The organism is Streptomyces poonensis (assembly GCF_014650915.1).
Lineage (GTDB): Bacteria > Actinomycetota > Actinomycetes > Streptomycetales > Streptomycetaceae > Streptomyces > Streptomyces poonensis.
Map to the genome: position 1 here is coordinate 17131 of NZ_BMVW01000007.1, position 14265 is coordinate 31395.

A 14265-nucleotide genomic window follows, 5' to 3' on the forward strand; every position below is an offset into this window, starting at 1 on the left:
AACGACGGCTCAGGGGTGCCCCGGTGTTCGGGGCGCCCCTGAGCCGTCGTTGTGGGTGCCGGCCCGGTCAGCCGGTGGGGTCGGGTTGTGCGGGGGCCTGGTACGAGGGGTCGGGTGGGCGCAGGGCTTCGGTGATGCCGGTGTCGAGGTGGGTGTCGTAGCCGGTGCGGAAGGCGGTCCGATAGGCGTCGTCACCGAGGAGGTGGCGGGTGCGCGCCTCGCACGCCTGCCGGGTGGCGATGAGTTCGGGAATGCCCGCCTGAGGGGTGCCGAGGGTGTCCCAGATCTGGTCGGCGAGGCCGAGGAGCCGTGCGGTCTGTGCGGCGTCCCCGGCGGTGCAGGCGGCGGAGGCGAGCAGCTCGATGGTCAGGGCGATGCCGAGGCTGTCATGCAGGCGGCGTTTGCCGTCCAGGGCGGTGCGGGCATGGATCACGGCCTCTTGCGCCCGTCCCAGGGCCAGCGTGGCGAGGGCACGGATGTAGTCGCTCCAGGCGCGTACATGGACCTCGCCGCGCCGGGCGCACTCGGCGCGCAGTTCGGTGGCGATCACCTCGGCGTCGGCGAACTGTCCGAGGTTGACGCGGACGAAGGCCGAGCTGGCCTGCAACTGGAACCACATCGCGGCGTACCGCCCGGTGCCGGGCCGAGTGCGCGGCGTCGCGTCGTACGCCTCGGCCGCCTGCGCGTGCCGGCCGCACTCCGCATGACCGACGCCTTCCAGGAAGGCGGCGGCGAACACGGCGGTGTCGTCGGTGTCCCCGGCCACGGCCTCGCGGAACTCGGCGGCGAGACGGATGCAGGCCGGTCCGTCGCCCTGGATGACGGCGACCAGACCGCGGGCCAGCAGGGCCTTGGCGCGGGCCGGCCCGGAGCCCGGGGCCAGGGCCAGGGCCAGGTCCAGATAGTGACGGCCCTCATTGGAGAAACCACAGGCGTACCAGAAGAACCACAGCGCCCCGCCCAGCTCCTGCGCGGCGTACCCGTCTTCCTCGGCGAGGCAGCAGTCGAGTGCGGCCCGCAGGTTGGCGAACTCCTCGACCGTCCGGTCGCGCCAGACGACCTGGCCGGGCCCGGACCAGGCGGCGTCGGCGGTGCGGGACAGGTGCAGGAAGTGGGCACGGTGGCGAAGGCGGACCACCCGCTCCTCGTCCAGGCCGCGCAGCCAGTGGGCGCCGTACTCGCGGATGGTGTCGAGCATCCGGTACCGCTCCTGGGCCCCGGTCGGCTCCCAGACCAGGATCGACTTCTCCACGAGCGCCCCGAGCAGGGCCGGTACCTCCTGGCCGGGCAGCAGCTTGTCAGCGCACACCTGCCGGGCCGCCTCCGCGTCGAAGGTGCCGGCGAACACCGACAGCCGCGCCCAGGCGAGCCGTTCGGCCGGGGTGCACAGCTGGTGGCTCCAGCCGATCGCGGTGCGCAGCGCCTGGTGCCAGGGAGGGTCGGCGTCGTAGTCCGGGCCGTCGGTGTCGCCGAGGATCGCGTAGCGGTCGTCCAGCCGCCGGTTCAGCTCGGGCAGTGGCATCTCGCGCAGGCGGGCCGCGGCCAGCTCCAGGGCGAGGGGCAGCCCTTCCAGGCGGCGGCACAGCGCCGCCAGCTCGGCGCGGTTGGCGTCGGTGACCGTGAAGCCGGGGACCGCCTCGGCCGCCCGCTCGGCCAGCAGCACCACCGCGTCCGCCGCCTCGTCCTCGTCGGTCCCGGGCACCGGCAGCGGGGCCAGGGTGAGCACCTCTTCGTCGGCGGGCAGGCCGAGCGGGCGGCGGCTGGTGGCCAGGATCCGCAGGCCCGGGGCGACCGTCAGCAGCGTTGCCGCCACCTCCCGGCAGTCCTCGACGAGATGCTCGCAGGTGTTCCACACCAGCAGCGCCTCCCGCCCGGCCAGGTACTCGGCGACCACTTCCAGCATGGGCCGGGTGCTCTGGTCGGCCAGCGGCAGTGCCTCGGCGATCGCGTACGGCAGCGCCTTCCTGCCCGCGCTGAGCGGGGACAGCTCCACCCACCACGCCCCGTCCGCAAAGCCCGGCTGCAGCTTGTCCGCGACCCGCCGGGCCAGCCGGGTCTTGCCCACCCCGCCCACTCCGGTCACGGTCACCAGCCGGTGCCGTCCGCAGGCCCGTGTCACCTGCGCCAGCTCCGCCCGCCGTCCCACCAGACGATTGCTCTCCTCCGGCAGGTTGCCCACCCGCCGCTCCGCCACCATCGTGACCGTCCCCTTTCCCGCTCCCGCCCGCGCTTCCTCGCGCGTGGTGACTCGGTGCTAGCAGCGCGCCGGACCCGCCCGCAGCACTTCGGCCGCTTCGCCGACGGCCCGCCACCGGAAGTGGGAGAGTGCCCTGCGTCTTCACGCTCGGCGCAGGCGGTCGACGACCTGATCGGCGGGGACAGCGGTGTATCGCCGTGGGTTCCGGCCTGATCAGCCGGTGGCGCCGGGCTGTGCGGGGGAGCGGGGTGCCGGGTCAGCCGGGATGAGGGCCTCGGCGATTCCGGTGTCCAGGTCGGTGGCGTGGCCGGTGTCGAACGCGAGCTGGTAGCCGTGGTCGCCGAGGGCGGCGCGGGCCTGGCGTTCGCACGCCTGGCGGGCGGCCACCCACTGGGGCTGGCCCATCTGCGGCGCCCCGAGGGTGTCCCAGACCTGATGGGCCAGGCCGAGCAGCCAGGCCGCGCGCTCGGCCTGCCCGGCGGCGCCGGTGGCCACGGCGAGCGTGTCCATGAGCAGACCGATCGCCATGCGGTCGTGGAGCCGGTGCTTGATCCGCAACGCCTCCCGGGCGTGGTGCTGTGCCGCGTCGGGCCGGCCGAGCGCCAGTTCGGCCTGAGCCTGGAAGTAGTCGCAGAACGCGCGTGTCCATCGCTCGCCGTGCCGGTCGCACAGCGTGCGCAGCCGCTCGAGGTGGGTCAGCGCCTTCGCCGGCTCGCCCGCGGAGATGAGAACGTGGCTACGGACCTGCAGGCCGAAGAGCGGGGCCAGGGTGAGTACGTCGTCCTTCTGCGGCAGGGCGAAGATGCGGTCGGTCACGGCCTCCATGGCCGCCAGGTCACCCCGCAGGGAAACGGCGCACACGAAGGCCCCGAGGGCGGGGTCGAGCGCGTCGTCGCCTTGCTGTTCGGCCGCGGCCAGGCCTTCCTCGCTGCGGGCGGCGGCGGACTCGGCGTCGCCGAGGCCGACCGCGGCGAGCCCCGCGGCCCACAGGGCCTGGGTGCGCGCCCCGCTCGGTGCGGTGTCCGCGGCCAGGGCGCGGTCCAGGTAGTGCCGGCCCTCCCGGGCGAACCCACAGGCGTACCAGAAGAACCACAGGGCGCCGGCCAGTTCCAGCGCGGCATGCCCGTCCGGCTCGGCCAGGCAGAACTCCAGCGCGGCGCGCAGGTTGTCGTGCTCGTCGGCCATGCGGTCGTACCAGGTGAACTGGTGCGGCCCCAGCCAGGCGGCGTCCCCCGCGCGGGCCAGCGCGAGGAAGTACGCCCGGTGCCGGCACCGCAGAGCCTCCTCCTCGCCCAGCTCGTGCAGCCAGAAGGTGCCGAATTCGCGGATGGTGTCCAGCGTCCGGTACCGCTCGCCGCCCCCGGTGGGCACCCAGGTCAGGATCGACTTCTCCACCAGGGCGCCCAGTAGCGACGGCACCTCTTCCCCGGGCAGTTGCGCGTCGGCACAGACCTGCCGGGCCGCCTCCGAGTCGAAGCTGCCGGCGAACACCGACAGCCGCGCCCACAGCAACCGCTCGGCCGGGGTGCACAGCTCGTGACTCCAGCCGATCGCGGTACGCAGCGCCTGGTGCCAGCGCGGACGGACTCCGTAGTTCCCACCGTCGGTGTCGCCGAGGACGGCGTACCGGTCGTCGAGCCGCTGGTTCAGTTCGGCGACCGGCATCTCGCGCAGGCGGGCCGCGGCCAGTTCCAGGGCGAGGGGCAGCCCTTCCAGGCGGCGGCAGAGGGCGGCCAGTTGGGCGCGGTCGGCGTCGGTGACGGTGAAGCCGGGCACGGCCTGCGCGGCCCGGTCGGCCAGCAGCAGCATCGCGTCCGTCGTGTCGTCCTCGTCGGTCACGGGCACCGGGAGCGGGTCGAGGATGAGCACCTCCTCGGCGGGCAGGCCGAGCGGGCGGCGGCTGGTGGCCAGGATCCGCAGGCCCGGGGCCATCGACAGCAGCGTCCCCGCCAGTTGCCGGCACTCCTCGACCAGGTGCTCACAGGTGTTCCACACCAGCAGGGTCTTCCGCCCGGCCAGGTACTCGGCGATCACCTCCCACATCGGCCGGGTGGTCTGATCGGCCAGCGGCAGCGCCTCGGCGACCGCGTACGGCAGCGCCTCCATGCCCGGACTGAGCGGGGACAGCTCCATCCACCACGCTCCGTCCGCGAAGGACGGCTGCAGCTCGTCCGCCGCCCGCCGGGCCAGCCGGGTCTTGCCCACCCCGCCCACTCCGGTCACCGTCACCAGCCGGTGCCGTCCGCACGCCCGTGTCACCTGCGCCAGCTCCGCCCGCCGTCCCACCAGACGATTGCTCTCCTCCGGCAGGTTGCCCACCCGCCGCTCCGCCACCACCGCGACCGTCCCCTTTCCCGCTTCCGTCCGCGCTTCCTCGCGCGTGGTGACTCGGTGCTAGCAGCGCGCCGGACCCGCCCGCAGCATTTCGGCCGCTTCGCCCACGGCCCGCCCCCGCGAGTGAGATAGTGCTGCGCGCCTTCTTGCACACAAGCCTGGGGGCGAGCCGTGTTCATTTCGGGGAGGGGTGTGGTGCACGCGGACGGCACCCGGTCGCTGCCGATGCTGATGGCCGAGGCTCGTCTCGCCCTGGCTGTCCGCGTCCGCCCCGCCGACGGCGCCCGGGTGGGAGGCGATGTGCACGACGCCGTCATGACGCCGGCCGGACCACGGCTCCTCATCGGCGACGTCAGGGGCCACGGCCCCGGCGCCGCTCCGCTGGCCGCCGTCGTCCGGGCCGCCTTCCGGGACACCGCGGCCACCGAGGAGGATCCCGTCCTCCTCGCCCGCACCCTCGACGCCCGCGTCCGCCCCCACCTCGGTCAGGAGGACTTCGTCACCCTCCTCCTCGCCGACGTCCACCCCCACGAGGTCCGCCTGGTCAACTGCGGTCACCCACCGCCCCTGCGCATCGACGAGAGCTTCGTCCCCCTCCCTCCGCCCCACCCCTGTCCGCCCCTGGGCCTGGACCCGGAACCCCGGGTCCAGCGCGCCCGAGTCCTCCCCCACCAGCGCCTGCTGCTCCACACCGACGGCCTCACCGACGCCCGCGCCGCCGACGGCACCTTCTTCCCCCTCGACGAGCACGCCCTCGCCGCCCTGCTCGCGCCCACCCTCGATCAGGCCCTCGACCGTGTCCTGGACCTCCTCCGCCGGCACACCGGAGGCGCCGTCCCGGCCGACGACCTCACCCTGATGCTTCTTCAGCCGGCCCGCGCCACCGACCTCTCCCCGCCCTGACGGTTCACGTCGGCAGGGGTGGCCTCGCGGTCACGGCCTCCTCGACGGGCTGGAGCCGGCTTCACCGCGAGGCCGGGCCCTCGCTCGGCGGTGCGGGACGTTCCGGGCGGGCCCGGGTCAGCCGGAGAGGCCGCGGTACGTCGCCGTGGGCCCGGACTGGGTCAGCCGGTGGAGCCGGGCTGTGCGGGGGCGTGCTGCGAGGGGCCGGGCGGGCGCAGGGCTTCGGCGATGCCGGCGTCGGGGTCGGTGTGGTAGCCGCCGTGGAAGGCGGCCTTGTAGGCGTCGTCCCCGATGAGGCGGCGGGCTTCCGCCTCGCACGCGCGCCGGGCCGCGACGAGTTCGGGCATGCCCATCTGAGGGGTGCCGAGGGTGCGCCAGATCTGCTCGGCGACGCCGAGGAACCGGGCGGCCTGTGCGGCGTTCCGGGTCGCGACGGCCGCGGAGGCGAGCAAGTCGATGGCCATGGCGATGCCGAGACTGTCGCGGAGGCGGCGCTTGCCGTCGAGGGCGGTGCGGGCATGGATGGCGGCCTCCTCGGCCCGACCCAGTCCCAGCGCGGCGAGGGCGCGCATGTAGTCGCCCCAGGCGCGGGCCCAGGTCTCACCGCGCCGACCGCATTCGGCGCACAGATCGTCGGCGACGGCCGCGGCGTCGGCGAACTGCCCGAGGTGGACGTGGACGAAGGCCCGTGCGGCGCGTGCCAGGAACCACGCCGCGTCGTAGCGGCCGCGGCACGGCCGGGTATGCGCCGATATGTCGAGTACCTTGGCGGCCCGCGTCTGGTGACCGCTGACGGTGAGACTGCCGCCCTCCAGATAGGCGGCGGCGAGAGGGGCGGTACGGTCGGTGTCGTCGGCCACGGCGGATCGGAAGGCGGTGGCGAAACGGCTGCTGGTCTCCGTGTCGCCCTGGGCGATGGCAGCGATGCCGCAGGCCCACAGGGCCTTGGCCCGAGTCGGCCCGGGGGCCGGGTCCAGGGCCAGGGCCCGGTCCAGGTAGTGGCGGCCATCCCGGGCGAAGCCGCAGGCGAACCAGAAGAACCACAGCGCGCCTCCCATCTCCAGCGCGGTCCCTCCGTCGCCCTCGGCGAGGCAGAAGTCCAGCGCGGCGCGCAGGTTGGCGTGCTCGGCGGTCATCCCGTCGTACAGGGCCGCCTGGCCGGGTCCGATCCAGGCGGCGTCGGCGGCGCGGGCCAGGGCCAGGTAGTGGTCGCGGTGCCGACGGCGCACGGTCCGCTCCTCGCCCAGCTCGTGCAGCCAGAAGGCGCCGTACTCACGGAGGGTGTCCAGCATCCGGTACCGCTCCCCGGCCCCGGTGGGCGTCCACTCCAGGATCGAGTCCTGCACCAGCGCCGCGACGAGGTACGGGACCTGGGCGATGGGCAGGCGCTCGTCGGCCAGTACCCGGCGGGCCGCCTCCAGGTCGAAGGAACCGGCGAACACCGACAGCCGCGCCCAGGCGAGCCGTTCGGCCGGGGTGCACAGCTGGTGGCTCCAGCCGATCGCGGTGCGCAGTGCCTGGTGCCGTGGCGGTACCTCCTCGCTCGAGCCAGGCCGAGAGCGTGGGGACGGGCCGGCGTCGTAGTCCTCGCCCTCGGTGTCGCCGAGGATCGCGTAGCGGTCGGCCAGGCGCTGGTTCAGCTCGGCCACCGACATCTCGCGCAGCCGGGCCGCGGCCAGCTCCAGGGCCAGGGGCAGCCCCTCCAGGCGGCGGCACAGCGCTGCCAGCTCGGCGCGGTTGGCGTCGGTGACCGTGAAGCCGGGGACCGCCTCGGCCGCCCGCTCGGTCAGCAGCATCACCGCGTCGTTGTCCTCGGCCGCCGCATCGTCGGCCTCGGGCACCGGCAGCGGCTCCAGGGCGACCACCTCCTCGGCGGACAGGCCGAGCGGGCGGCGGCTGGTGGCCAGGATGCGCAGGCCCGGGGCCCTGGTCAGCAGCGTCGCCGCCACCTCCTGGCAGTCCTCCACCAGGTGTTCGCAGGTGTCCCACACCAGCAGCGCCTGCCGCCCGGCCAGGTACTCGGCGACCACCTCCAGCATCGGGCGGGTGGTCTGGTCGGCCAGCGGCAGTGCCTCGGCGATGGCGTACGGCAGCGCCTTCCTGCCCGCGCTGAGCGGGGACAGCTCCACCCACCACGCCCCGTCCGCGAAGGACGGCTGCAGCTCGCCCGCCACCCGCCGGGCCAGCCGGGTCTTGCCCACCCCGCCCACGCCCGTCACCGTCACCAGCCGCGACCGCCGGACCGTCTGCCGCACCTGGGCCAGCTCCGCCCGCCGCCCCACCAGACGGCCCGTCTCCATGGGCAGGTTCCCCACCCGCCGCTCTTCCGCCACCTTGAACTCCTCCTGACCCTGACGCGGCTTTTGTCCGCGGGTGATTCGGTGCTAGCAGCACGCCGGGCCCGTCCGCAGCACTTCGGCCGCTTTGCCCGCGGTCCGCCGCCAGAGGTGAGAAATTGCGCTACGCCTTCCTGCCCGCAGGGCCGGGGCGAGTCGTGGTGAGCTCAAGGAGGGGTGTGGTGCACGCGGACCGTGCCCGGCCGCTGCCGGCACTGATCGCCGAGGCATCCCTCGCCCTGGCCGTCCGCTCCCGCCCCGCCGACGGCGCGCGGCTCGGCGGCGACCTGCACGACGCCGTGCTCACCCCGGCCGGACCCCGTCTGATCCTCGGTGACGTCAGGGGCCACGGTCCCGCCGCCGCTCCGCTGGCGGCCGCCGTCCTGGCCGCCTTCCGGGACACCGCGACCGCCGAGGAGGATCCCGTCCGCCTCGCCCGCACCCTCGATGCCAGCATCCGCCCCCACCTGGGCGAGGAGGACTTCGTCACCCTCCTCCTCGCCGACCTCCTTCCCGACGAGGTCCGCCTGGTCAACTGCGGCCACCCACCGCCCCTGCGCATCGACCACCGCCTCGCCCGCCTCCCCCCGCCCCTGCCCTCCCCACCCCTGGGCCTGGACCCGGAACCCCAGGTCCAGCGCGCCCAGGTCCTCCCCCACCAGCGCCTGCTGCTCCACACCGACGGCCTCACCGACGCCCGCGCCGCCGACGGCACCTTCTTCCCCCTCGACCGGCGCGCCCTCGCCGCCCTGCGCGCCCCCACCCTCGACCAGGCCCTCGACCGCATCCTGGGCCTCCTCCACCGGCACACCGGAGACGCCGTCCCGGCCGACGACCTCACCCTGATGCTCCTTCAACCGGCCCCCGACACCCCCCTTCCACCGCCCTGACGGTTCACCCCGTCGGCTGCCCGAGCCGGACGCCTTCCCGGAGGAGGCCGGTGGGCAGGGCGTGCGGCGGTCCTGATCAGCCAGTGGGGCCGGGCCGGAGAGGGGCGTGCGGCGAGGGCCCGGGCGGGGTGAGGGCTTCAGCGATGCCGGTGTCGAGGTCGGTGTCGTAGCCGGCGTCGAAGGCGGTCTGGTAGGTGGCGTCGCCGATGAGGTGGCGGGCCTGCTTCTCGCATGCGGTGCGGGCGGCGACGAGTTCGGGGATGCCCGCCTGGGGGGTGCCGACGGTGTGCCAGACCTGCTCGGCGAGGCCGAGGAGGCGGGCCGCCTGTTCGGTCCGGCCAGAGGCGATGGCGGCGGAGGCGAGCAGGTCGGTGGTCATGGCGATGCCCATGTCGTCGTGGAGGCGCTGCTTGCCGGCGAGGGCGGTACGGGCATGGGCTGCGGCCTCCGACGCGCGTCCCAGTCCGAGTGCGGCAAGGGCGCGCATGTAGTCGCCCCAGGCGCGGGACCAGGTCTCTCCGCGCCGGGCGCACTCGGCGCACAGGTCGTCGGCGGTGGCCAGGGCGTCGGTGAACTGTCCGAGGTGGTTGTGGACGAGGGCTTGCGTGTTGCGTGCCATGACCCAGGCCGCGTGGTATCGGCCGTCGGCCGGCGGGGCGGGCGGCAGATCGGCAAGCACCTTGGCCGCCTGCGTGTGCCGGCCGCTCACCGTCAGGCTGGCGCCTTCCAGAGTGAGGACGGCAACCGCGGTGGTTGCGTCGGCTTCCTCGGCCACGGCCTGCTGGAACGCGGTGGCGAGACGGCTGCCGGCCTCAGTGTCGCCCTGGACGAGAGCGACGAGGCTCGCGGCCCACAGCGCCTTGGCACGCGCGGGGCTCGAAGCCTGCTCCAGGGCCAGGGCCTGCTCCAGGTAGTGGCGGCCGTCCCGGGCGAAGCCGCAGGCGTACCAGAGGAACCCCAGCGCACCGCCCATCTCCAGTGCGGTGCGCCCGTCCTTCTCGGCGAGGCAGAAGTCCAGCGCGGCACGCAGGTTGGCGTATTCGGCGCTCATCCGGTCCTTCGAGGCCGTCTGGCCGGGCCCGGACCAGGCGGCATCCGCCTCGTGGGCCAGGGTCAGGTAGTGGTCACGGTGGCGGCGGCGCGCCGCCTGTTCCTCGCCCAGGCCCCGCAGCCAGAAGGCGCCGAACTCGCGGATGGTGTCCAGCATCCGGTACCGCTCGCCGCCCCCGGTGGGCACCCAGGTCAGGATCGACTTCTCCACCAGCGCGGCCAGCAGCGCCGGCACCTCTTCCCCGGGCAGCTGCGCGTCGGCGCAGACCTGCCGGGCGGCCTCGGCGTCGAAGGTGTCGGCGAACACGGACAGCCTCGCCCACAGCAACCGCTCGGCGGGGGTGCACAGCTGGTGGCTCCAGCCGATCGCGGTGCGCAGGGCCTGGTGCCAGGGCGGGTCGGCGTCGTAGTCCGGGCCGTCGGTGGTGCCGAGGATCGCGTAGCGGTCGTCCAGGCGCCGGTTCAGCTCGGGCAGTGGTATCTCGCGCAGGCGGGCCGCGGCCAGCTCCAGGGCGAGGGGCAGCCCTTCCAGGCGGCGGCACAGGGCGGCCAGCTCGGCGCGGTTGGCGTCGGTGACGGTGAAGCCGGGCACGGCCTGTGCGGCCCGGTCGGCCAGCAGCAGTACCGAGTCCGCCGCCTCGTCGTCGTCGGCCCCGGGGACCGGGAGCGGGTCGAGGGCGAGCATCTCCTCGCAGGCCAGGTCGAGCGGGCAGCGGCTGGTGGCCAGGATCCGCAGGCCCGGGGCGACGGTCAGCAGCGTTGCCGCCATCTCCCGGCAGTCCTCCGCCAGGTGTTCGCAGGTGTCCCACACCAGCAGCGCCTGCCGCCCGGCCAGGTACTCGGCGACCACCTCCAGCATGGGCCGGGTGGTCTGGTCGGCCAGCGGCAGCGTCTCGGCGATGGCGTACGGCAGCGCCTCCATGCCCGCGCTGAGCGGGGACAGCTCCACCCACCACGCCCCGTCCGCGAAGCCCGGTTGCAGCTCGCCCGCGACCCGCCGGGCCAGCCGGGTCTTGCCCACCCCGCCCACGCCCGTCACCGTCACCAGCCGCGACCGCCCACACAGCCGGGCCACCTGGTCCAGCTCCGACCGCCGTCCTACCAGCTGGTTCGTCTCCTTGGGCAGGTTGCCCAACCGCCGCTCCGCCGCCACGCTACGGCCCCTTCCCGATCCCGCCGCGGTTCCTCAACCGCCGTGTGTGGCTCGGTGCTAGCAGCAGGCTGAGCCCGTCCGCAGGAGTTCGGCCACATCGCTCACGCCTCGCCACCAGGAGTGGGAAAGTGCTCCGCGCCTCACCCTGTCGGCTGCTCGCGCCCGACGCCCTCCCGAAGGAGGACGGTGCGCAGGTCGTGCGGAGGACGGCCGGTAAGTCGCTCGACGGTGTCCGTGGTGCGGTCCTCGGAGCCCTCGGCGATGGCCTGGTCCATGGCGGCCAGCATCGCGGCGAACTCCGCGGGGATGCCTGCGGCGCGCGTCAGGTGGTCGCGCATCCCCTCGTACGTCAGCCGCTGGTGGGCCACGGGTCGGCCGGTGACGTCGGCGTAGACCGCGGCGACGTCGTCGTAGCTCAGTGCCTCGGGGCCGGTCAGGACCAGGTCAGTGCCGGGGGCGGTCGCATCGGTGAGGGCGTGAACGGCGACGGCCGCGATGTCGTCCGCGTCGACGAAGCCGACACGACCGTCGCCGGTCGCCGTCAGGACGGTGCCGTTCTCACGGAGGGTGGTGGCGTGGGCGTGGTCCCCGGTGAAGTTCTGCATGAACCACGAGGGCCGGAGCACGGCCCATTCCTCGAACAGGCCGGGCAGGACCTGGTGCACGGCTCCGACGGCCGGGCCTCCGGCCGGGACGGCCGAGGAGCTGAGCAGCACCGCGCGGCGCACTCCGCCGGCGCGGGCCTGCTTCAGAAACGGCAGCATGACGGTGGCCGGGTCGGGGTCGCCCACCGGCGGGACGAGGTAGACGCGGTCGGCTTCGGCGAGGGCGTCGTCGAAGGTGGCGGGGGCGTACCAGTCGAAGCGGACGGCTTCGGCGCCCGGGACCGGGGTGGCGCGCCGGGAGGCGGCCTTCACGCGGTGCCCGGCAGCGAGGAGTTGTGCGGCGGTACGGCTGCCGGTGGTGCCCGTCGCGCCGATGACGAGAGTGGTGCCGGTGGCGGTCATCGGGCGCTCCCGACGAAGTCGGCGGCCGGGTCCTGCACGGCGAGGGGGTTCCAGTAGTCGCGGTAGGCGGTGATGCGGTCGTCCCGGACGGTCACGACGGCGACGTACGTCATGTCGTACGGACTGTCCGTCTGCACCAGGCGGCCGACCGCGCGCATCTCGACCACGATGGTTCCCGGGTCGGTGGTCTGGTGGATCGTCACGTCGGGGAAGTCGTGCAGGTCGATGTGGTCCGGGTAGTCGCGCATGTACGCCGCGACGGCCGCCCGCCCCTCCAGCCGGCGCGGCCAGCCCTCCGGGGCGAACGGGAACTCCATGACGCCGTCCTCGGCCCACAGGCCGAGCCAGGCGTCGATGTCCTTCTCCAGTAGCAGGCGCAGACCGTGACGGAAGAGATCGGCGGGTGTGGTGGGGGCGTGGGTGGAGGTGCTCGTCGCGTTCGAGGGCATGGCTGTCTCCATGGCGTACGATGCGGACCGGCGGTCCGGTTAACGTGGAGACGAAGATACGGACCGCCGGTCCGGATTGCAACCCCGCCCCTCGCCGCTGGAAAGGAACCACATGGCCGATCGCAAGCCGCGCAAGGACGCCGCCCGCAACCGGGCCTCCCTGCTCGCCGCCGCAGAGGAGCTCTTCGCGAGCCGCGCACGCCCCGAGGACGTGACCATGTCCGACGTCGCGGCGGCGGCGGGGGTCGGCAAGGGGACGTTGTTCCGCGCGTTCGGTGACCGCACGGGGCTGATCCGTGCGCTGTACGCGGCGCGGCTGGAGCCGGTCGAGGAGGCCGTGACCACGGGACCGCCACCGCTGGGACCTGACACCCCGCCGCTGGAGCGCGTACCCGCTGTGCTGGACGCCCTGCTGTGCCTCAAGATCGACAACCGTCACCTCGCGCTGGCGCTGGAGGCGACGGGCAGCGACAGTCCCTACGACGCGGACCACTACGACCGGTGGCACGCCCTGCTGAGGGGCGCGCTGGAGCAGGTGCCCGGGTTCGGTGGCGGCGACGGCTCCGGTGACTTCGCCGCGCATGCGTTGCTGGCCGCCGTACGGGCCGACCTGGTGGAGCACTTGGTGGGGGTGCGGGGGGTGGAGCGGGAGCGGTTGCGGAGCCAGCTGGCCGACTTCACGGCGCGGGTGCTGGGTCAGCGTTCGGAGGCGTAGGGCAGGAACGCCGCCCAGGCGGTGGGGGTGAGGGTGAGGCGGGGGCCTCGGGGGTTCTTGGAGTCGCGGACGAGGATGTGGGCGGGGGGTGCTGCCACTTCTACGCAGGACGGGCCGTCAGCTGTGCTGTAGCTGCTCTTTATCCACTTCAGCTCGGTGCCGGTACCGGTTCCGGCAGAGGGCTTGACGGTCATGACTCTCCCAGCACTTTCTCGATGAAGGCCAGTGACTCCCGTGGCGCGAGAGCCTGCGCCCGGATAATCCCGTAGCGCATGTCGAGCACCGTGGTTTCTTTCGGGTCGGTGATCACACGGTTGGTGAGTTGCACTTCGTACAGGCCGACAGCCGTCCCGGTCTTGAGCTTGAGCAGTCGGAACGAGCCGTCGATGCCAGCGTTCTCCTCGCGGCTGAGGGGCAGGACCTGGAGATCGACATTGCGTGACCGGGCCGCCGCCAACAGGCGTTCGAGTTGGGCGCGCATCACCATCCTGCCCCCGATCGAGCGGCGAAGCGTCGCCTCGCACAGCACGAAGCTGAACAAGGGCTCAGCTTTCAGGGCCTCTTGCCGGGCCAGACGCGCGGTGACCCGCCGTTCCAGCTCCTCCTCCGGGAACGGCGGGCGGCGAGAGGTGAAGACGGCTCGTGCGTAGTCCTCGGTCTGGAGCAGGCCGTCCACGACCGAGTTGTTGTACGAGCAGATCTCGACGGCCCCCGCCTCCAGGCGTTTCACGTCCCGCACCTTCTTCGGGTACCGGACCTCCGCCACGTCCTCCTTCAGCGCCGCGATCCTGCCGCTCGCCGCGAGTGCCTCGTCCGCCTGGTCCAAGTACTCGGGCCGGGGGATGCGCCGTCCACGCTCCACCGACGAGACCTGTTCCTCCCCGTACCCGATCGCCGCTCCGAACTCCGCCTGTGTGAGGCCGGCCGCCTCGCGCCACAGCTTCAGCTGCCGCGCGACCGTCCGCACCACGGCCCCGGCCTCGTCGTCCTCCAGCTCCGCATCCCAGTCGTTCATGTCCGCCGCCCTCTCCCGCCGAGCCGTTCTCTGTCCAACGCGCGCGCCCGCAGCCGGTCATGCCGTACCGCCCGGACGGATTCGGGTGCTACCCGGACAGCCATCCGTCGCACGGGGGCACCTTCTTCACAGGTTACGCAGGTGTGAACACGCTGAGTGATGTGAATGTGCAAAGCGCCATGCCTGATGTCCCGTCCCCGCTGCACCGGTTCACCG

General features: G+C 73.7%; 11 protein-coding genes. 3 read left to right on the top strand and 8 right to left on the bottom strand.

Features of this window, described 5'->3' with window-relative positions; all coding sequences use genetic code 11:
- Nucleotides 1-67: 67 nt before the first annotated feature.
- Nucleotides 68-2197, bottom strand: coding sequence for an ATP-binding protein (locus tag IE242_RS18715; protein ID WP_189860715.1), 2130 nt, complete (start codon nucleotides 2195-2197; stop codon nucleotides 68-70).
- Between the two features lie 213 nt (nucleotides 2198-2410).
- Complete coding sequence (locus IE242_RS18720; protein ID WP_189860717.1) at nucleotides 2411-4531, bottom strand: ATP-binding protein; 2121 nt, start codon at nucleotides 4529-4531, stop codon at nucleotides 2411-2413.
- A 192-nt stretch (nucleotides 4532-4723) separates the two neighbouring features.
- Here IE242_RS18720 and IE242_RS18725 point away from each other — a divergent pair, with 192 nt between their 5' ends.
- A complete protein-coding gene (locus IE242_RS18725) occupies nucleotides 4724-5434 on the top strand; it encodes a PP2C family protein-serine/threonine phosphatase (RefSeq protein ID WP_189860719.1) in 711 nt (236 codons plus the stop codon).
- A gap of 161 nt (nucleotides 5435-5595) precedes the next feature.
- Here IE242_RS18725 and IE242_RS38600 read toward each other — a convergent pair whose 3' ends face one another.
- Nucleotides 5596-7767: an ATP-binding protein gene (locus IE242_RS38600; protein ID WP_189860721.1), complete on the bottom strand. Its 2172-nt coding sequence runs from the start codon at nucleotides 7765-7767 to the stop codon at nucleotides 5596-5598.
- Between the two features lie 185 nt (nucleotides 7768-7952).
- Here IE242_RS38600 and IE242_RS18735 point away from each other — a divergent pair, with 185 nt between their 5' ends.
- Nucleotides 7953-8660 carry a PP2C family protein-serine/threonine phosphatase gene (locus IE242_RS18735; protein ID WP_189860723.1) on the top strand — a complete coding sequence of 236 codons (708 nt, stop codon included), beginning with the start codon at nucleotides 7953-7955 and terminating at the stop codon, nucleotides 8658-8660.
- A 76-nt stretch (nucleotides 8661-8736) separates the two neighbouring features.
- Here IE242_RS18735 and IE242_RS18740 read toward each other — a convergent pair whose 3' ends face one another.
- The 3 genes from IE242_RS18740 to IE242_RS18750 all read right to left on the bottom strand — a co-directional run bounded on the left by IE242_RS18740 (nucleotide 8737) and on the right by IE242_RS18750 (nucleotide 12319).
- Complete coding sequence (locus tag IE242_RS18740; RefSeq protein ID WP_189860725.1) at nucleotides 8737-10863, bottom strand: ATP-binding protein; 2127 nt, start codon at nucleotides 10861-10863, stop codon at nucleotides 8737-8739.
- 140 nt (nucleotides 10864-11003) lie between these two features.
- The gene (locus IE242_RS18745; protein ID WP_189860727.1) at nucleotides 11004-11870 is read right to left on the bottom strand and encodes an NmrA family NAD(P)-binding protein; all 867 of its coding nucleotides are present in this window, start codon (nucleotides 11868-11870) and stop codon (nucleotides 11004-11006) included.
- Nucleotides 11867-12319 carry a nuclear transport factor 2 family protein gene (locus IE242_RS18750; protein ID WP_189860729.1) on the bottom strand — a complete coding sequence of 151 codons (453 nt, stop codon included), beginning with the start codon at nucleotides 12317-12319 and terminating at the stop codon, nucleotides 11867-11869. The genes IE242_RS18745 and IE242_RS18750 overlap by 4 nt, the downstream gene beginning before the upstream one ends.
- A gap of 112 nt (nucleotides 12320-12431) precedes the next feature.
- Here IE242_RS18750 and IE242_RS18755 point away from each other — a divergent pair, with 112 nt between their 5' ends.
- The gene (locus tag IE242_RS18755; protein WP_189860731.1) at nucleotides 12432-13034 is read left to right on the top strand and encodes a TetR/AcrR family transcriptional regulator; all 603 of its coding nucleotides are present in this window, start codon (nucleotides 12432-12434) and stop codon (nucleotides 13032-13034) included.
- On the opposite strand, the gene IE242_RS18760 is transcribed toward IE242_RS18755, so the two are convergent.
- Nucleotides 13016-13228 (bottom strand): DUF397 domain-containing protein, encoded by a 213-nt coding sequence (locus tag IE242_RS18760; RefSeq protein ID WP_189860733.1) that lies wholly within the window; start codon nucleotides 13226-13228, stop codon nucleotides 13016-13018. The genes IE242_RS18755 and IE242_RS18760 overlap by 19 nt on opposite strands.
- Nucleotides 13225-14049 carry a helix-turn-helix domain-containing protein gene (locus tag IE242_RS18765; protein WP_189860735.1) on the bottom strand — a complete coding sequence of 275 codons (825 nt, stop codon included), beginning with the start codon at nucleotides 14047-14049 and terminating at the stop codon, nucleotides 13225-13227. The genes IE242_RS18760 and IE242_RS18765 overlap by 4 nt, the downstream gene beginning before the upstream one ends.
- Between the last annotated feature and the right edge of the window lie 216 nt (nucleotides 14050-14265).